Annotated in this window: 2 protein-coding genes (1 of these 2 only partly in view); both read right to left on the bottom strand. The window is 67.9% G+C overall.

What is annotated here, in order from left to right; genetic code table 11:
• Nucleotides 1-11,447, bottom strand: the 5' portion of a protein-coding gene (locus QNH97_RS18080; protein ID WP_283553237.1) for a non-ribosomal peptide synthase/polyketide synthase. Its footprint begins 6,367 nt before the window's first position; only the first 11,447 of its 17,814 coding nucleotides appear in the window; the start codon lies at nt 11,445-11,447; its stop codon lies off the left edge, out of view.
• Nucleotides 11,444-21,007 (bottom strand): non-ribosomal peptide synthetase, encoded by a 9,564-nt coding sequence (locus tag QNH97_RS18075; RefSeq protein ID WP_283553236.1) that lies wholly within the window; start codon nt 21,005-21,007, stop codon nt 11,444-11,446. The genes QNH97_RS18080 and QNH97_RS18075 overlap by 4 nt, the downstream gene beginning before the upstream one ends.

The following is a 21,007-nucleotide window of genomic DNA, read 5'->3' as shown; positions in this document are numbered from 1 at the left end:
CGGCGGGCGATGGGTTGGCTGGGATCCAGGGGCACGTAGGCCGCGCCGGTCTTGAGCGTGGCCAACAGGGCCAAAATCATCTCCAGGCTGCGGGGCAGGTGGATGGCGATCCGTTGGCCCGGGCCTGCGCCCAGTTCCAACAACTGCGCGGCGAGGTGGTTGGCCTGGCGATCGAGTTCGCCATAGCTCAAACCGCGTCCATGCAGCTCCACGGCAAGGGCCTCGGGCTGCTGCCGTGCTTGGCGTTCGAACGGTCGATGGACCCAGCCTGCTTCGGAGAGCGGCGTCGGGACCGGATTGAGCTGGTGCCACAGGCGCTCGCGCTCCCGGTCGTCCACCAGCGACAGCCGCGCCACCGGCTGGCGGTCGTCCAGGCAGAGCTGGCGCAGCACATTGACGAGATACTCCCAATGCCGTTGCACACTGGCGGGATCGAACAACGCGGTGGCGTAGTTCAGTCCTCCGATGATGCGTCCATCGGCCTCGTACAGCTCCAGGGACAGATCGAACGGCGCGGTGATTTGCTCGCCGGCGACACTGGTCAGGCTCAGGCCATCAAGGTCCAGAGCACCGCGCGGCGCGTTCTGCCAGGCGAACATGAGTTGGAACACTGGGCTGTGGGCCAAGGTGCGCGGCGGATTGAGCGCTTCCACCACGTGCTCGAACGGCACGTCCTGGTGCGCCTGGGCCCCCAAGGCGTGCTCGCGGACCTGGGCCAGCAATTGGCCGACGTCCGGTTCCCCTCCCAGATCGACGCACAGCGCCTGGGTGTTGACGAAAAAGCCGATCAGAGGCTCGACTTCAGCGCGGGTGCGGTTGGCCACGGGTGTCCCGATCACCACCCGCTCCTGGCCGGCCAGGCGCCCGACCACCACAGCCCAGGCGGCCAACAGGGTCATGTACAGCGAGGTGCCGTGGCGCCGACCCAGTTCCTTGAGCGCGGCGCTGGTGGATTCATCGAGGGCGACCGCCAGGCGCGCGCCACTGAAGTCCTGGCGCGGCGGCCGCGGCCGGTCGCTGGGCAGGTCGATACGTGCTGGGGCGTCGCGCAGGTGCGCGAGCCAGTAGGCCCGCTGTCCGGCACCGCGCTCGCCGGCCAGCCACTGGCGTTGCCAGGCGGCATAGTCGGCGTACTGGATCGCCAGGGCCGGCAGCGGGTCAGGGGTGCCCCGACGAAAGGCCTTATAGAGGGCCGACAGTTCGTCCACCAGCACGCCGATGGACCAGCCGTCGGCGATGATGTGGTGCAACGTCAGGTGCAGCACATGGCGCTGGTCCTGCAGTCGCACCAGTAGAGCCCGCAGCAAGGGCCCTTCGCTCAGGTTGAACGGTTGCGCCGCTTCGGTGGCCAGGGCCGCCCGCAGGCCGGCGTCGTCGTTGGCTTCCAGGGTCAGGCGCGAGGATCCCCAGCGCGACTCTGGCTCGATGACCTGCCGGACTTCGCCGTCCTGTTCAACGAACCGGGTGCGCAGCACCGCATGGCGCTCGACGATCCGGGTCAGGGCCTGGTCCAGGGCGGCTTCGTCGAGCTCGCCATCCAGGCCCAGGGCGCCGCTGATGTGGTAAGCGGCGCTCGCCTGGGCGTCCAGGCGGCTGATGAACCACAGCCGCTGTTGGGCAAACGACAGCGGCCGTTCGGCAGTGTCCGGCAATACCGGGATCGTCGTCAGGGCAGAGCGCGCCGCGCCCACCATCAGCGGGGCCAGGGCTGCAACGGTCGGGTTCGCGTACAGAGTCGCCAGGGGCAATTCCAGGCCCAGGCGCTGGCGCACCCGCGAGACCCATTGCACCGCCAGCAGTGAATGGCCACCCAATTCGAAGAAATCGTCGTGCCGGCCGACCCGGGCGACCCCTAGCAGGTCGCGCCAGATGGCGGCCATGAGGGTTTCCTGCTCACCCCGCGGAGCTTCGTAGGCCTGGCTGCTCCAGGCCTCCTCGCCGGGCAGTGGCAGGGCGCCGCGGTCGAGTTTGCCGTTGGGTGTCAGCGGCAGGGCGTCCAGCGGCATGATGACCGCCGGTACCATATAGCCCGGTAGCCGGTTCGCCAAGGCGTCGCGCAGGGCCGCCGGCGCCAACGGCCCGTGGTCAGGACTGGCCACGGCGTAAGCCACCAGCGCCGGCTCGCGGCCATTGCGCTGGACCGCCAGGACTGCCGCCGCGACCACTTGCGGCAGCGCCAACAGGGCGCTTTCGATCTCCCCCAGCTCGATGCGAAATCCGCGGATCTTGACCTGGAAGTCATTGCGCCCCAGGTAGTGGAGCTGGCCGTGGACGTCCCAGAAGCCCAGGTCGCCGGTGCGGTACAGCCGCGCCCCGGGCTGATCGCTGAAGGGGTCGGCGAGGAAACGTTCACGGGTCAGGTCGGGCCGCCGGTGGTAGCCGCGTCCAACGCCAGCACCGCCGATGTACAGCTCGCCCGGTACGCCTACTGGCAACCGCTGCATGGCGTCATCGAGGACGTGCACCTGAGTATTGTCGATGGGCCGGCCGATGTGCGGGACGAAGCCCACTTCGCGGTCCATCGCAGCCCAGGTCGAGTAGACCGTGGTCTCGGTCGGGCCATAGAGGTTGTTGACCTGACGCACACGGCTCTGCTCGAACAGACGTTGCACCAGGGTCCGGGGCAGCGCCTCGCCAGCCAGGTTGACGTTCTCCAACGAGTCCGCCAGGGCTTCTGCGCGCAACAGCACGTCGAGGGCCGAGGGCACCGTATTGAGCAGGCTCAGCTCCGGACGCCGGTCGAGCAGGGCGAGGGCATCGTCCACCAGCTCCAGGGTGCCGCCGCAGGACAGCGGCGCGAAGCATTCGAATACCGACAGATCGAAGTTGATCGAGGTGCTGAACAGGCTCTGGCTCAGCACTTGCGGGGTGAAACTGCCCAGGGCCCAGTCGAGGAAATTGCGCGCGTTGCGGTGTTCGATCATCACCCCCTTGGGTTGCCCGGTGGAGCCGGAGGTGTAGATCATGTAGGCCAGATGCTGGCCTTCCAGCCCTGAGGCCAGCGGCGCGTCGCTGGCCGCGGTTTCGCTGCCGCGCAGCACTTCATCGACGTTCACGCGGTGGCAATCGTCGGCCAGCGTCAGTTCCAGCGCCGCGTCGGCCAGGGTCAGCACCGCCAGCGGGGCGCTGTCGTCGAGCATGTAGGCCAGGCGCTGCGCCGGATAGGCCGGGTCCAGCGGCACGTAGGCACCGCCGGCCTTGAGCACGGCGAGCAGGGCGACGATCAGTTCCGGACTGCGGCGCAGGTGGATGCCGACCCGCGCGTCAGGTCCGACGCCCAGCGCTTGCAGGCGCCGCGCCAGGTGATTGGCCTGGCGGTCGAGCTCTGCGTAGCTGAGCCGGCGGCCCTTGCAGTGCACTGCCAGGGCCTGCGGGGTCTGCCGGGCCTGGGCCTCGAAGCGCTCGTGGAGCAGGGCACGCTGGGGTTGGGGACGCGCAGTGGCGTTGAACCGGGCCAGTTGCGCGAGTTCCGCTGGCGGCAGCACATCCAGGGTCCGGGCCAGACGTTGTGGGCTACTGTCCAGGGCTTGCACCAGGCTGGCGAGGGCTTGTTCCAGGAACCCTTGCGCCCGTTGCGCACCCACTGAGCCGGCAATCTGTGCGGTGATGCCAAAGCCCTGGCCGAGGTCGTCCACCGAGAAGGTGAAGGGGTAGTTCGTGCGCTCGGCGGTGCTCAGCACCTGCATGCCGGCGATGCTCTGGTGGGGCGTGTCCTCCAGGCTGTAGCGAAAATTCAGCAACGCGCAAAACAGCGGCGTCCCCGCCGGCACGCCACTGCAGCGCTGGGCCAAAGCCAGCGGCGCGTGCTCATGCTCAAGCAGGCCCAGCAGCGCCTGATGGGTGCTCTGCAGGCTGTCGATTATCGAGGTCTGCGCAAAGCCGATGCGCAGTGGCAGGGTGTTGATGAACACCCCCAAGGCCTGGTCCGCCCCCTCGATCCCCTGCAGACGACCCAGCAGTACGGTGCCGAATACCACGTCGGCGCGGCCCGTGGCCTTGCCCAATACCAACGCCATGGCCAGGTGGAACAGGCTGGCGACGCTCACCTGATGGCGGCGTGCCGTTTGCCGCAGGGCCAGCGCCAGCGTCGGGTCGAGGACGCCCCGGGCTTCGTCCAGGGCTCCGGTGTTCTGCACGTCCAGCAGGCCGAACGGCGCGGTGGGTTCGCTGACGTCCGCCAGCATGGCTTCGAAAAACCGTCGTTGGCGGGCGCTGTCCTGGCCGTGCCGGGCGTGGGCAACAAAGGCCCGGAACGGCACCGGCTCGCGCAGTTGCGCGGCGCGACCCTGCTGGATCAGCACGATTTCCTCGACCATCCGCTCCAAGGTGGTGTGGTCCAGCACCAGGTGATGGTGCAGCACTTGCAGCAGCCAGCGTTGCCCGGCGGCGTCGAAGGCCTTGACGACCCGCAGCAGGGGCGCCTGGCGGATGTCCAGGCGGCGCTGCCGTGGATTGGTGTGCGCCTGCAACTGGGCGAGGGCGTCGGCCTCGGTGATATGCAGCACCTCGATGGGCAGCGGCGCGTCACGCCAGACTACCTGCACCGGTTGTTCCAGACCTTCCCAGGCCAGGGCGGTACGCAGGATGTCGTGGCGGGCGATGACCTGTTGCAGCGCCTGGCAAAAACCATCCAGGCCGGCTTCGTCGTCGAAGGCCAGGGTGGTGTGCAACAGGTAGGTGTCACCTTCTTCCTGCAGCAGGTAGTGGAAGAACAAGCCTTCTTGCAAAGGCGCCAGGGGGTAGATGTCCTGCACGTTGGCGGCGCCACCTTCGACCTGGCCTACGATTGCATCGATCTGCGCCTGGGTGAGCTCAACCAATGGCAGCAGCTCAGGGACGATACGGCTGCAGCCGTGAGGTATCGTCGCCTGCAGCGATGCAAGCTTAAGACTCGGGACCGCCGAGGGCTGTGCCAGGCAGTCGGCCAGGGCAGCGACACTGGGGGCGCTGAACAGCGTGCGTACATCCAGCGGCCAGCCCTGTACCCGCAGCTGTTCCACCAGTTGCACCGCCAGCAACGAGTGCCCGCCAAGGGCGAAGAAATTGTCCTGCCGACCGACCCGCGGCACCCCGAGGACCTCGGCCCACAGCTCGGCGAGGCGGGTTTCCACTGGCCCTTGGGGCGCTTCGTAACAGTGCAGGGCGAAATGCTGTTCGTCGGGCTCGGGCAGGGCGTGGCGGTCGAGCTTGCCGTTGGCGGTCAGCGCGAAACTTTCCACCTGGATGAAAGCCGCCGGCAGCATGTAGTCCGGCAGCACTGCCGCTAGGCGGGCGCGCAGGGCGTTGGGCGCTTGCGCCTCGGTGGCGCAGAAGTAGGCCAGCAGGCGCTGCTGGGCATCGGCCAACACCAGCGCCTCGCCGATCCCCGGCAGGGCCTTGAGCTGGGCTTCGATTTCCCCCAACTCGATGCGAAAGCCACGGATCTTCACCTGGAAATCATTGCGGCCCAGGAACAGCAGCACGCCGTCGGCGCGCCAGCGCACCAGGTCGCCGGTGCGGTACAAGCGTGCCCCGGGTGCCTGGCTGAAGGGGTTGGCGACGAAGCGTTCTGCGCTCAGTTGCGGTTGGTTCAGGTACCCCAGGGCCAAGCCATCACCACCGACGTAGAGCTCGCCGGCCACCCCAATCGGCACTGGACGGCGCTGTTCATCCAGCACGTAGACCTGGGTGTTGCCCACGGGCCGGCCGATGGGAATGTCACCGGCCAGTGCGTCTTCGAGGGTGATGGCGTGAGTGGTGGTGAAGGTGGTGTTTTCCGTCGGCCCGTAGCCGTTGAGCAAGTGCTTGGGTGGCGAATGGCGCAGGACCTTTTCGATGCGCCGCGGATCGAGCACGTCGCCGCCGACCATCAGGTAGCGCAGCGCGCCGAAGGCCGGCGCGAGGGCCTCGGCGTATTGATGGAACAGCCCGGCGGTGAGCCAGAGCACACTGACTTCGTGGCGCAGCAGGTGCTCGTTGAAGCGGGCCGCGTCCAGCAGTGTTTCCCTGGGGCAGACCACCAGGCAGCCGCCGTTGAGCAGTGCGCCCCAGATCTCCAGGGTACTGGCGTCGAAGGCCGGGTTGGCGGCGAGGGCGAAGCGGTCCTGGGCGGTGAACTCGGCGAAGCCGTTGTTGCGCACCAGCCGGGCGATGGCACGGTGCGGCACCTGCACGCCCTTGGGCGTTCCGGTGGAACCGGAGGTGTACATGATGTAGGCCGGCGCCTCGCTCGACACTGTGACAGGCTGACGCGGCGGGGTGAGTTCGTCCGCGGTCGCAAGGCGATCCCAAGGGCACAAGGTCTGGTAGCCGGTACCTTGCACCGGCGCGTCCGGGTTGTCACAGAGCAGCCAGGCGCTGGCACAGTCGTCCAGCAACGCGCGTTGACGCTGCAGCGGGGTGGCGGTGTCGATGGGCACGTAGGTCGCGCCGTTTTTCAGGATCGCCAGGACCGCCGTGACCAAACGCGGGCCGCGCGCAAGGCTCAGGGCGACCCGGGCGCCCGGGGTGACGCCGTGCTCGGCCAACCAGTGCGCCAGATGCTCGGCCTGTTGGTCGAGCTGGCGGTAACTGAGCAAGTGGTCGCCGTCCTGCACCGCGGTGGCGTCGGGCCGGCGCTGGGCCTGGGCCTCGAACAGACGGTGCAGGGGCTCGTCGGCAGGGTAATCGCGGGTGGTTTCATTGAAACCGTGGAGCACTTGCCGACGTTCATCCGCGCCGAGGATCGACAGCGCCTGGAGCGGCTGCTGGTCGTTCTCGGCCATCGCCTGCAATGTGGAACATAGCGCCTGCCAGTGACGCTCGACGGTGCCGGAGTCGAACAGTGCCGTGGCGTAGGTCAGTCGACCGCCGATCACGCCGTCGCGCTCATACAGGTTGAGAGTCAGGTCGAACTTGGCGCTGTCCTCATCGGTGGACAGCGGCGTCACTTCCAGGTCGTCCAGCGTCAGGCCCGGCTGCGGAGCATTTTGCCAGGCCAGCATGACCTGGAAGATCGGACTGTGGGCCAACGAACGCGGAGGGTTCAAGGCTTCCACCAATTGCTCGAAAGCCAGCTCCTGATGACCCTGGGCATCCAGCGCGGTGCGCCGCACCTGGGCCAGCAGCTCGCCGACCTGGCTGACCCGGTCGAGGCGCACCCGCAACGCTTGAGTGTTGACGAAGAAGCCGATCAGCGGCTCGACCTCGGCACGGGTGCGATTCGCCAGCACCGAGCCGATGACCAGGTCATCCTGACCCGACAACCGGCCAAGGACCACCGACCAGGCGGCCAGCACGGTCATGAACAAAGTCGTGCCGTGGCGTTCGTTCAAGTGCTTGAGGGACCGCACCAGCTCGGCGTCGATGCTCAGCTCCAGGCTGGCCCCGGTGAAGTCCTGTCGGGCCGGGCGCGGCCGGTCCAGGGCCAGGTTCAACGAAGGGGGCGCGTCGGCCAGCTGGGTGCGCCAGTAGTTCAGTTGCTCAGCGATGCGTTGCGCCTGGCGCGGGGAGCGTTGCCACAGGGCGTAGTCGGCGTACTGGATGGCCAGCGGTGGCAGCGGATCGGCTTGCCCCCGGCAGAAAGCCCGGTACAGCTCGCTCAACTCCCGGGTCAGCACGCCCAGGGACCAGGCGTCGCCGACAATGTGGTGCAAGGTCACCAGCAGGACGTGCTCCTGCTCGGCCAGGCGCAACAGGCGGGTGCGAAACAGCGGGCCGTCGGCCAGATCGAAAGGCGCCTGGGCTTCAGCGGTGTAATGGGCCTGCAACTGTGCCGGCGACTGATCCCGCAGGTCAAGGCACGGCATCACCAGCGGATGGCTGTGATCCACCACCTGAAACGGCTCGCCGCCGTCGGACACAAAACGGCTGCGCAAGGCTTCGTGCCGCTCGACGATGCGCGCCAGCGCGGCGTCCAGGGCCGGTTCATTCAGCTCGCCGCGCAGCCGCAGGCCACCGGCCATGTGGTAGGCCGCGCTGGCCTGGGCATCCAGGTGCGCGATGAACCATAGGCGTTGTTGGGCAAACGACAACGGCAGCCGCGCCGGCCGTGGACCGGCCGGGATCGGCGCCGCGCCGTGGAGCCCGGCCGCGCCCAGGGCTTCGATGGCCCTTGCCTGGCGTCGCAGCGTCGGGTGATCGAACACACTGGCCAAGGGCAGTTCGACCCGCCATTGCTGACGCAGCTGGGAAACCAGTTGCACCGCCAGCAGAGAGTGGCCACCGGCCTGGAAAAAATGCTCGTCGCGGCCAATCCGTGGCCGTCCCAACAGGCGCCCCCAGATCGTCGCCAGTTGGTTTTCCAGCGGACCCAGGGGCGCTTCGAAGTGTCCGCTGACGGCCTGTTCCGGTGCCGGCAACGCGCTGCGATCAAGCTTGCCGTTGGGCGTCAGTGGCAGGGCGGACAGGGCCACGTAGGCGCTGGGTTGCATGTACTCGGGCAGTACCGCCGCCAGGGCGTCGCGCAGTATCGCCTCGTCAGGCGCCGCTTCCGGCTGGGCCACCCAATACGCCACCAGCCGCGCATCGCCGCTCGGCTCCTGACGAGCCACGACCACGGCGTGCTGCACCCCCCGGACACGCGCCAGGGCGCTTTCGATCTCGCCCAGTTCGATACGATAGCCACGCACCTTGACCTGGAAGTCGTTGCGCCCCAGGTAGAGCAGTTGCCCATCCCCGGTCCAGCGACCAAGGTCGCCGGTGCGGTACATCCGCGCGCCGGGCTGGGCTGCGAAGGGGTCCGGGAGGAAACGCTCCTCGGTCAGCGCCGGCCGGTTCAGGTAACCCCGAGCGACACCGGCGCCGCCGATGTACAGTTCGCCCACCACGCCACGGGGCACCAGTTGCCGGTGCGCATCGAGCAGGTAGACCTGGGTGTTGTCCAGCGGCCGACCGATGCCCGGCACGAAGCCTTCGGCGCGGTCCATCGTCACCCAGGTCGAATAGGTGGTGGTTTCCGACGGCCCATACAGGTTGCACACGCGCTGAACTTCACTGTGGTCGAAGATCCTTTGCACCAGGCCCTGCTTGAGTGGTTCGCCGGCCAGGTTGACCACCCGCGTCGAGGCCGGGATCGCCGCGGCCCCCACCAGCGCATCGAGCGCCGAGGGCACGCTGTTGATCAGTGTGACTGGCACCGGACGGTCGAGCAGGGCCAGGGCATTGGTGGCCAGGTGCAGGGTCGCGCCGGCGGCCAGGGGCACGAAATATTCGAAGACCGCGAGGTCGAAGTTGATCGAGGTGGCGAACAGGCTGTCGCGCAGACTTTCGGCGTCGAAGGTGCGCAGCGCCCAGTGCAACAGGTTGCACGCATTGCGGTGCTCGATCATCACGCCCTTGGGCAGGCCGGTGGAACCCGACGTATAGATCACGTAGGCCAGGTGCGCGCCGGTCAGGCCCAGGCGCGCCGGGTCCGGATTGTCGGCCGGTTGCTCGGCCAGACGGACCTGGGTCTGCGGATCATCCAGGCACAGGGCGGTGCAACCCGCCGTCACCGTCACGCTGGCTTGCAGTGCGGTGGTCGTCAGCAACGCTTGGGGCGCGCTGTCTTCGAGCATGTGCGACAGCCGCTCGCGCGGGTACGCGGGGTCCAGCGGTACATAGGCCGCGCCGGCCTTGAGGATGCCGAGCAGGGCGACCAGCAGATGCGGGCCACGCTCCAGGCAGATGGCTACCCGGCTGTCCGGCTGCACGCCTGCACCCAGCAACAGGTGGGCAAGGCGATTGGCCTGGGCGTTGAGCGCTCCATAAGTCAACGGGCTGGCGCCATCGGCGGCGTCGAAACGCGCGGCGATGGCCTGGGGCTGGCGTTCGGCCTGACGTTCCAGGGCCAGGTGCAACAGGTCCCGCTCGGGCAGCGGCCGGGCGGTGGCGTTGAACGTGCGCAGCAGTTGCTCACGCTCCGCCTCCGGGAGTATCGAAAGATGGCAGGCCAGGCGCTGGGGTGAGCCTTCCAGCGCGTCGAGCAGGTTATCCAGGGCCGTTTGCAGCCAGCCGAGCACCGGGGCCGCGCCCACCAGGGGATCGATTTGCAGGCTCAGCGAAAACCCATCGCCCAGGTCGTCCACCGACAGGTTGAAGGGATAGTTGGTGCGTTCCTCACCGCCCAGGACCTGCATGCCATCGAGCACCGGGGCATGCCCCTGGGCCGTGCTGTGCCGGTAGTTGAGCAGCGCCGAGAACAGCGCCGTGCCGTTGGGCAGCGCGCTGCAGCGTTGGGCCAGGCCCAAGGGCGCGTGCTCATGGGCGATCAACCGGCTGAGTAACCCATGGGTGTCGCGCAGGGCCTGCCTCACCGGCACCGCCAGGCGCACTCGCAACGGCAACGTATTGATGAACAGGCCCATGGCGGTGGCTGCTTCGGCGGCGCCCAGCAGGCGACCGAACATCACCGTGCCGAACACCACGTCGTCACGGCCGCTGGTCTTACCCAGCACCAGGGCCCAGGCTAGATGGAACAGACTGGCGCTGCTGACTTCCAGGCGGCGCGACAGTTCGCGGATGCGCCGGCTCAGATCCAGCGCCAGCGGCGCTTCCAGGGTCTGCACCTGGCTGCCGTCGCCGCGCACATCGAGCAGCCCGCAGGGCGCGGTGGGCTCGTCGATATCGCCAAGCAGCTCGGTGAAGAATGCCGCGTGTTGCGCTTCGCTCAGGCCCTGGCGGGCGCGCACCACGAAATCACGGAACGGGCGTGGCGGTTGCAGGTCGGCCAGGCGGCCCTGCTGGATCGCCGCGACCTCGCTCACCAGCCGCTCCAGCGATGTATGGTCCATCACCGCATGGTGGTGCAGCAGTTGCAGCAGCCAGCGACCGTTTGCCGGATCCGCAGCGGCCACCGCGCGCATCAGTGGTGCTTGGCGCAGGTCCAGCCGATGCTCCCTGGGATCGGTCCAGGTGCGCAACGCGGTGGCCACGTCGCCCGCGGGCGGGCTGAACAGTTCCAACGTCAGCGGGGCCTGACGCCACACCACCTGGACCGGCGCGTCGAGACCTTCCCAGGCCAGCGCGGTGCGCAGGATGTCGTGGCGGGCGATGGCCTGGTTGAGCGCGTCCATGAAACGGCGCAGGCGCGGTTCGTCATCGAAGGCCAGTAGCACGTGCAGCAGGTAGGTATCGCCACGTTCCTGGAGCAGGTGGTGGAAAAGGATGCCGGCCTGCAGGGGCACCAGCGGGTAGATGTCCTGGATATTGGCGGCACCGCCCGGAACGCTGGCGACGATGCCCTCGATCTGAGCCGCGTCGAGCTGGCAGAGATCGAGCAGCGCCGGGGTGATGGCGGTGGTGCCCGCCGGCAGTCCGCTGGTGCTGGCGGGCTGCGCCGCGGGCTGGCGCAGGGCTTCGATCAGCGCCGGCTTGTGGCTGCGCAGGAGGGCGATCAGCGCCTGGTCGGCCAGCACTTCATCGTCGGCCACCACCGAGAGTTGGTCGCCGCGCAACGACAGGGTCACGCCGCGGTGTTTGAGCAGAGCCAGCAGTTGATCCGCAGTCACAGGAGCAGTTCCTTCAATGGAGTAGTGGCCGCGGCCAGACCGGCAAGGGTCGGTGCGGTGAACAATTGGCTGATGTCGACCCGCAGGTTGTGCTGGCGCATACGCTCCACCAGCCCCATGGCAATCAGCGAGTGGCCGCCGAGGGCGAAGAAATTGTCGTGCCGGCTGACCCGCTCGACGTGCAGCAGCTCGCACCAGATGGCCGCCAGGGCTATCTCGATGTCGCCTTGGGGGGCTTCGTAACGGGTCTGCACGTAAGCCTGGGCGTCGGGTGCGTGCAGGGCTTTGCGGTCGAGCTTGCCGTTGGCAGTCAACGGCAGGCTATCCAGGCGCACATAGGCGCTGGGCAGCATCGACTCGGGCAAGCGTTCGGCCAGGGTCTTCCGGGCCTGTGCCGGCGTCGGTGGCGCGTCGCCCAGCAGGTACGCGATCAGTCGGGTCACGCCATGGCGATCGGGACGACCGACCACCACCGCTTGCCGAACACCGGGCAGCGCCAACAGATGGCTTTCGATTTCCCCCAGCTCGATGCGGTGCCCATGGATCTTCACCTGGAAGTCGGTGCGGCCAAGGTAGCTGAGGCTGCCATCAAGCTCCCAGCGGCCGAGGTCGCCGGTGCGGTAAAGCCGCGCGCCGGGCTGGGCCGAGAACGGGTCGGCGATGAACCGCTCCCGGGTCAGCGCCTCGCGCTGCCAGTAGCCACGGGCGACGCCTCGGCCGCCAATGTGGATTTCACCCACCACCCCCAGCGGCGCGCGCCGGCCGTGATGATCGAGCACGTGCACTTGGGTATCGGGCAGGGGCTGGCCAAGGCTGGGCAGCGGATGCTGGTCCAGCCAGGCGCTGGTGGTGTCGACTGTGCACTCGGTCGGGCCGTAGACGTTCAGCACTCGCACGCCGGGCTCGCCGGCCAGTTGCTGCCAGAGCTCTGCGGGGACGGCCTCGCCACCGAGCAGCAGGCAACGAGGCAACGGCTGGGGCAGGGCCAGCGTCTGGCGATGCTTGAGCAGGGCTTGCAGCTGGGTCGGGGTGCAGTCGAATAGGGTCACCTGCCAGCTTTGCAGGTAATCGAGCAGGGCCGCTGCGTCCAGGCGCACGCGTTTTGGAATCAACACCAGGCAGTGGCCGCTCAGCCACTGACACAGCTGCTGGACCGAGGCGTCGAAGGCCACCGAGGCGTTGAGCGAGCAGCGCGTACCGGCCGGCAAGTTTGCCAGACGCTGGTTCAACCCGGCCCAGAGGTTGAGCACCGAGCGGTGCTCGACCATGACGCCCTTGGGCTGGCCGGTGGAGCCTGAGGTGTAGATCAGATAGGCGAGGTCGCTGGACTGGGTGCCGATGTCCGGATCGTCGGCAGCGGCCTGCTGCCAGGCGGCAGGAACGGCATCCAGGCAGATCAGCGGCCCGGCGTCGAATGTCGGCAGCCCTTCGCGCACTCGTTCCTGGGTGAGCAGCGCCGCCGGAGCGCTGTCTTGCAGCATGAAGGCCAGCCGTGGAGCCGGATAATCAGGATCCAGCGGCACATAGGCGCAGCCGGCTTTCCACACCGCCAGCAAGGCGATCGCCAGGTGCGCTTCGCGGTCCAGGCACACCGCGACCCGTTGCCCGGGCCGTACGCCCAGGTCCAGCAAGTGATGGGCCAGGCGGTTGGCCTGTTCATTGAGCTGTCGAAAGCTCAGTTGGCGGTGCTCGTCGATCAGCGCAAGGGCGTCGGGGCGGCGAGCGGCCTGCTCGGCGAAGCGTCCGTGCAGGGTGCCGTCGGGCGCAGATACGGACAGCACTGGGTTGAGGCGATTCAACTGTGCCTGCTCGGCGGCGGGCAATACGTCCAAAGACTGGATGTGCCCATCGTCGGTCTGTTCCAGCGCTTCCACCAGGGCGTGCAGGGCCGCCAGCATGAAGCCCAGCAGCCGTTCCGGCGCATGGTCGGGGTGGGTCTGGGCGGTCAGCTGGAAACCTTCGCCCAGATCGTCCACCGCCAGGTTGAAGGGGTAATGGGTTCGCTCCTCGCTGTGCAGCAGGGTCATGCCGGGCATGGCCTGGTGCACATTGGCCTGGCCGGCATGGCTGTAGCGGTAATTGAACAAGGCGCTGAACAACGCCGTCCCCGGCGCTACCGCGCTGCAACGCTGGACCAGGGCCAGCGGGGTCTGCTCGTGGCAGAGCAGACCGTTGAGGGTGTCCTGGACCTGCCGCAGGGTGGCGTGGACGCCGCCGTCCAGGCGCACCCGCAGCGGAAGGGTGTTGATGAACAGGCCCAAGGTCCGGTCGGCGTGGGCGCCGGCCTGCAGGCGGCCGAACAGTACCGTGCCAAAGACCACATCGTCGCGCCCACTCAGGCGCCCCAGCACCAGCGCCCAGGCCAGGTGGCAGACACTCGCCGCGCTCACCCCGTGGGTCTCGGCCTGGCGACGCAGGCGGCGCGCCAGCTCCGGCGCCAGCGGCTGCTGGTGTTCCAGGGCCTGCCAGCGGGGATCGGTCTGCAGGTCAAGGTCGAAGGGCAGGGTGGGTTCATCCAGATCGCCCAACTGCTCGCTGAAAAAAGCGCGGGCGGCGGCCAGCGCTTCTGGTCGCCGGGCCTGGGCCACCTGGGCTCGGGTGCTGGTGGGCGGCGGCAGGTCCGCCGGGCGCCCGCCCTCGATCAGGGCGATCTCTTCGATCATCAATTCCAGGGAGGTGTGATCGACCACCACATGGTGATGCAACAGCAGCAACAGCCAGCGCTCCTGCGCCGGGTCAAAGGCCACCCTGGCCTCGATCAGCGGGGCCTGTTGCAGGTCGAGGCGGTAGTGGCGCGGGTCGGCGCTGGCCTGCAGCCGCGCCGCGATGTCGTCACCCTCCAGCGCCAGGCGCCGAGGCGTGAACGCGACCTGCCGCAGCACCACCTGCACGGGTTCCTCCAAGTCCTCCCAGAGCACCAGGGTGCGCAGCGCGTCGTGCCGGCCGATGACCTGGTCCAGCGCCGCGCAGAAACGTTGCAGGCGCGCCTCGTCGGTGAAGGCCAGCAGGCTGCGCAGCACATAACGATCGCCCTCGCGTTGGGCGCGGTGGTGATAGAGCATGCCCTCCTGCAAGGGGCCCAATGGATAAATGTCCTGGATATTGCCGGCGCCGCCGGGCACTCGCGCTGCGATCAGGTCGATCTGCGCCTGGGGAAGGGTCACCAGATCCAGCATCTGCGGGGTGATCCGGGTGCACGGGGTCGGGATGGCGCTCACGCTTGGCGCCGGCGCCGGAGCGCTGGCCAGGTTTTCCAGGCGCAGGGCCTGGGCGGCCAGTGTCGAGCGTTCGAACATGCTGCGTATGTCCAGGTCCCAGCCATTGCGGCGCAACTGTTCGAGTAATTGCACCGCCAGCAGCGAATGCCCGCCAAGGCTGAAGAAGTCGTCGTCTCGGCTGATTTCCGAGACGCCCAGCACCTGGGTCCAGATGGCCGCCAGCCGCCGTTCGGTGTCCCCTTGCGGCGGCTGCCTGGCAGCACTGCTGGCCTGTGCCTCGGGCAGCGGCAAGGCCTGGCGGTCAAGTTTGCCGTTGGGCGTCAGTGGCAGCTGCTCCAAGGCGACGCAGGCGTTGGGCAGCATATAGTCCGGTAAGCGACTTTCCAGATAGGCGCGTACTTCAGCCAAGTCCGGAACGGGCGTGGTCGAGACCTGCGCCACCAGATAGGCGACCAACCGCGGATCACCGGCAGGGCCGGGCTGCGCCAGCACCACCGCTTCGCGCACCGCCGGCATGCCCAGCAACTGCGTTTCGATCTCCCCGAGCTCGATGCGGAACCCGCGTACCTTGACTTGGAAATCGTTACGCCCCAGGTAATCCAGCGAACCATCGGCCCGCCAGCGCCCCAGGTCACCGGTGCGGTACATGCGCGACTGGAGGTCGTCGACGAAGGGGTCGGGCAAAAAGCGCTCTCGGGTCAGTTCGGCGCGATTGAGATAACCCCGCGCCACGCCTGCTCCGCCGATGTAGATCTCACCGGCCACGCCCAATGGCACCGGCTGGCGATGACGGTCGAGCAGGTAGACACGGGTGTTGTCCAGGGGCCGGCCGATGCCGGGCCGGTAGCCCCCGGCACGGTCCATCGACAGCCAGGTGGAATAGGTGGTGGTTTCCGTTGGCCCATAGAGATTGCAGACCCGTTGCGTCGCGCTGCGGGCGAACAATTGCTCCACCAGTCGCGGCTTGAGCGGTTCGCCCGCCAGGTTGACCACCCGGATGCTGTCCGGGACGGCGCCGACCCTGACCAGTTCTTCCACCGCCGAGGGTACGCTGTTGATCAGCGACACCGGGCAGGGTCGGGCCACCAACGCCAGGGCGTTCTCCACCAGGTGCAGGGTCGCGCCGGCGGCGAGGGGCACGAAGCATTCGAAGACCGCCAGGTCGAAGTTGATCGAAGTGGCGAACAGGCTGCGGCGCCATTCCTCGGCGTCGAAGCTGCGTAACGCCCAATGCAGCAGGTTGCAGGCGTTGCGGTGCTCGATCATCACGCCCTTGGGTACGCCGGTGGAGCCCGAGGTGTAGATGACGTAGGCCAGGTGCGCCGGGCCCAGGTCCGCAACCCTGGGGTTTTCCGTGGGCAGGGTCGCCAACCGGTCCCGCAACTGCGCTGCATCCAGGCACCAGCATTCGACCGCCGCGGCCGGTAATCCACCGGCCACGGCCTGGCTGCTCAGGACCAGCCGGGGCGCGCAGTCTTCGAGCATGTGCGCAAGGCGCGCCGGCGGGTAGTTGGGGTCCAGCGGTACGTAGGCCGCGCCGGCCTTCAAGGTGGCGAGCAGGGCGACCAACAGGTTTGGACCACGTTGCAGGCTGATCGCTACCCGGTCATCGGGGCGCACCCCGGCCGCCAGCAGGGCGTGGGCCAACTGGTTCGCCTGCTGATTAAGCTGGGCATAGCTGAGCTGGGCTCCCGCGGCCGTTTCGAACTGCGCTGCCACAGCGTCGGGATGCAGTGCCGCCTGCCGCTCGAAGGGCTGGTGCAGCAGGGTGTCCCGTGGATGCGCCTGCCGTGTGGTGTTGAACGCTTCCAGCAGTTGCTGGCGTTGCTCCAGGGGTAGGGTGTCCAAGGCACAGGCTCGGGTGGCCGGTGCGGTTTCCAGGGTCTGTGCCACCACCTCCAGGGCCCGAATCATTTGCGCAAGGACCGCGTCGACGCAGACTGAACGATGGACCTGTCCGGTCAGGGCAAAGCCTTCGCCGAGGTCATCGATGGACAGGCAGAACGGGTAGTTGCTGCGCTCCTCGCTGCCCAGCAGGCGCACCCCGGGCAGGTCGAACTCTGGGCGGGCCGAGTGTTGTGCCTGGCTGTGGCGAAAGTTCAGCAGCGCTGAGAACAACGCTGTCTGGGTGGGCAGCGCCGTGCAACGTTGGGCCAGGGCCAGCGGCGCGTGTTCATGGGCCAGCAGTTCGGTCAGTCGTCCATGGGTCTGGCGCAAGGCGCTGTACAGGGGCATGTCGAGGTCGATGCGCAGGGGCAGGGTATTGATGAACAGCCCCAGGGCTTGCTCCACCTGCTGGCCGGCACTGAAGCGGCCGAACAGCACCGTGCCGAAGACCACGTCGTCGCGGCCGCTGGCCTTGCCCACCACCAGTGCCCAGGCCAGGTGGAACAGGCTAGCAACGCCCACCGCCTGAGTCTTGGCCAGTTGCCGCAGGCGGCGGGCCAGGGCGGGGTCGAGTGAGCGCTGGGCCTCGCGGTTGTCGCGGCCGGAGCCCTGGATGTCCTGCAGCGCGTAGGGCAGGGTCGGTTCGTCGAGGTCGCCGAGCAGCCGCTGGAAATAGGCCTCGGCGCTGGCTTGGCGCCGGTGCTCGCGGGCCTGGGCGACGAACCGGCGAAACGCCACGGTCGGAGGCAGCGGATGCCCCGGATCTTGCATCAAGGTGCGGACTTCACCGAACAGCAGCGCCAGGGTGGCGTGGTCGATGGCCAGGTGGTGGTGGACCAACTGCAACTGCCATTGGCCGCTGGGCGCGTCGAAGCGTACGTAGGCCTGGGCCAGGGGCGCGCGGCGGATGTCCAGGGCCTGTTCGGCGAAGGCGTCGCCTGCCGCCAGCCAGACCACCGGCAGGGGCGCCTCGCGCCAGACCACTTGCACCGGCTCGTCCAGGCCTTCCCAGAGCACGGCGCTGCGCAGGATGTCATGGCGGGCGATCACCTGATCGAAGGCGGCGATGAAGGCGTCCAGCCGTGGGCGGCTGTCGAAAGCCAGCGTCGCGCGTAACAGGTAGGCGTCGTCGGCCGGTTGCAGCAGGTGCTGGAACAGCAAGCCTTCCTGCAGGGGCGCCAGGGGGTAGATGTCCTGCACGTTGGCGGCGCCGCCTTCCACCGCCGTCACGATCAGGTCGACCTGCGGCTGTGGCAGGCTGAGCAACGGCAGCATGGCCGGGGTGATGCGCTTGCAGTCCGGCGCGATGGCGGGTGCCTCAGGCAGCGCCTGTGATTTGGCCGGACCCAGCGGGTTCTCCAGCAGCAGTGCCAGATTGAGCAGGTTCGCCGCGCTGAACAAGGTCCCCACGTCCAGCTGCCAGCCTTCGGCCCGCAACTGCTCGACCATCTGCACCGCCAGCAACGAATGCCCGCCAAGGGCGAAGAAATTGTCCTGCCGACCGACCCGCAGCACCCCGAGGACTTCGGCCCACAGCTCGGCGAGGCGGGTTTCCACTGGCCCTTGGGGCGCTTCGTAGCAGTGCCGGGCGAAATGCTGTTCGTCGGGTTCGGGCAGGGCGTGGCGGTCGAGTTTGCCGTTGGCGGTCAGCGCGAAACCTTCCACCTGGACGAAAGCCGCCGGCAGCATGTAGTCCGGCAGCACCGCCGCCAGGCGGGCGCGCAGGGCGTTGGGCGCTTGCGCCTCGGTGGCGCTGAAGTAGGCCAGCAGGCGCTGCTGGGCATCGGCCAGCACCAGCGCCTCGCCGATCCCCGGCAGGGCCTTGAGCTGGGCTTCGATTTCCCCCAACTCGATGCGAAATCCACGGATCTTCACCTGGAAATCATTGCGGCCCAGGAACAGCAGCACGCCGTCGGCGCGCCAGCGCACCAGGTCGCCGGTGCGGTACAAGCGTGCCCCGGGCGCTTGGCTGAAGGGGTTGGCGACGAAGCGTTCTGCGCTCAGTTGCGGTTGGTTCAGGTACCCCAGGGCCAAGCCATCACCACCGACGTAGAGCTCGCCGGCCACCCCAATCGGCACCGGACGGCGCTGTTCATCCAGCACGTAGACCTGGGTGTTGCCCACGGGCCGGCCGATGGGAATGTCACCGGCCAGCGCGTCCCCGAGGGTGATGGCGTGAGTGGTGGTGAAGGTGGTGTTTTCCGTCGGCCCGTAGCCGTTGAGCAAGTGCTTGGGCGGCGAGTTGCGCAGGAGCTTTTCGATGCGCCGCGGATCGAGCACGTCGCCGCCGACCATCAGGTAGCGCAGCGCGCCGAAGGCCGGCGCCAGGGCTTCGGCGTACTGATGGAACAGCCCGGCGGTGAGCCAGAGCACACTGACTTCGTGGCGCAGCAGGTGCTCGTTGAAGCGGGCCGCGTCCAGCAGTGTTTCCCTGGGGCAGACCACCAGGCAGCCGCCGTTGAGCAGTGCGCCCCAGATCTCCAGGGTACTGGCATCGAAGGCCGGGTTGGCGGCGAGGGCGAAGCGATCCTGGGCGGTGAACTCGGCGAAGCCGTTGTTGCGCACCAGCCGGGCGATGGCACGGTGCGGCACCTGCACGCCCTTGGGCGTTCCGGTGGAACCGGAGGTGTACATGATGTAGGCGACATCGCCGGTCCCGCAGGCCGGGTGGGATTCGGCCAATACATGGTCTGACGCTGCAACGTCAATGAAGCGGACGTTTTCCAGTGCGGGCCGATCGTCACCCGCCACCAGCAGCCAGGCGCTGCCACAGTCCGCCAGTACCCGCGCCTGATGGGCCGTCGGGGCCTCCCGGTCGATGGGTACGTAGCATGCGCCGCGCTTGAGGATCGCCAGGATCGAGACGATCAACGCCGTGCCCCGGGCCAGGCACAGCGCCACCGCATCACCGGCGCCAATCCCGCAGGCCGCCAAATGCCCAGCCAGGCGCTCGGCCCGTTGGTCGAGCTGGCGATAGCTCAGGGTCTGCGCGCCGTCCAGCAGCGCACAAGCATCGGGGCGCCGTTGCACCTGCTCGGCGAAGAGCGCAGGCAGCGGTTCATCGGCCGGATAGTCACGGCTGCTGGCATTGAAATCGTCAAGGATCTGCTGCCGTTCGGCTGTGTCCAGCAGCACCCAGTCGCCCAGGGCCCGGGTTGGCTCGGCGAGGACCTGATCGGTCAAGAACTCCAGGCGCCGCAGGTGCGCGGCCATCTGCTCGGCACTGAACAGACGCGGGTCGTAGTTGAATTCCAGGAAGGGTTCGGCCTGGGCTTCGTAATGCCGCAGATAGATTGCCAGCGGATAGCGCTCATAACCGTTGTGCCAGGTACGCAGAGCGCAGCGGGCCGAAGCAAGGTTGACGTCGCCGGGGTACTGTTCGACCGACAGCATCAGCTCGAACAATTGGCCGGGGTGACCGGCGCGAGCCCGCAACTCACGATGCAGACTTTGCAGGGGGTAGCGTTGGTGGCGGTAGCTGCGCAGGGTCTGGCTGGCTACCCTTTGCACGGTCTCGACGAAGCTGGCGGCGGGGTCGACCTCGACCGTCAGCGGCAGCACTGAGGAGAACATGCCCACGGTCCGTTTCTGCAGGGGATTGCTGCGGTTGTGCACCGGAAGGCCGATGACCAGCCGCTCACGCTGGTCGGTCACCCGGCTAAAGTAGCCGGCCAGCAATGCGCTCAGACAATGGCTCAACGTCGCGCCCTGGGTTCTTGCCCACTGGGTCATGAGGGCCAGGCGCTGGTGGCCCAAGGTCCAGATCGCCTGGGCACTGGGCTGCGGCTCGCTGGCGCTGGCCAGATCGCGGGACGGCGAAGCGCTCTGGAACAACGGTTCCGGCAGTGCCGGGAACTGCTCCAGCCAGAAGTCCCGCGCCTTGGCGTGGCGCGCCGAATCGAGGTAATCGCGGTCGCTGGCGACAAAGTTGCGATAACCCTGAGCCAACACCGGGTCCCGTTGGAGTGGCTCGCCGACGAGCAGTTGGTTATAGGCGGCGCTGACAGCCTGGCCGACCAGGCCCACCGAAGTGCCGTCGCTGATCAGGTGGTGGTAGCGGCTGTTCCACAGCGCATGGGTGTCGGACAGTTGAAACCATTCCATACCCCACAGAGGTTGCCCGCGGAGCGAGAACGGCGTGCGGTTCAATTGCCCGATGGCGGCCATAGCCTGATCCTCGGACTCACCGCGCCAATCGTGGAAGGTGAACGGCACCTGCAAGTGCTCGGCGACCTGCTGCTGCACCTGCCCATCGCGGTCGCTGATCATCAGCCGCAACGCATCGAATTGGGCCACCACGGCTTGCAGCGCTGCGGCGAACAGCGCGTGGTCCACCGTGCCGTGGATTTCCACGGTTACGCCGATGTTGTAGGAGGGGGTGTCGGGCGATAGCAGTTGGTCGAGCCAGACGGATTGTTGCGTGGAACTCAACGAAATGCATCGCGGTTCGATCAT

This window comes from Pseudomonas sp. G2-4, from assembly GCF_030064125.1.
Lineage (GTDB): Bacteria > Pseudomonadota > Gammaproteobacteria > Pseudomonadales > Pseudomonadaceae > Aquipseudomonas.
Note: the sequence above shows the minus strand (reverse complement) of the source record. Positions and strands in the feature narration are given on the sequence as shown.

Bases quoted from the DNA above. Each gene is read 5' to 3' on its own strand.
- QNH97_RS18075 (WP_283553236.1), bottom strand. From the start codon at position 21,007: ATGATCGAACCGCGATGCATTTCGTTGAGTTCCACGCAACAATCCGTC.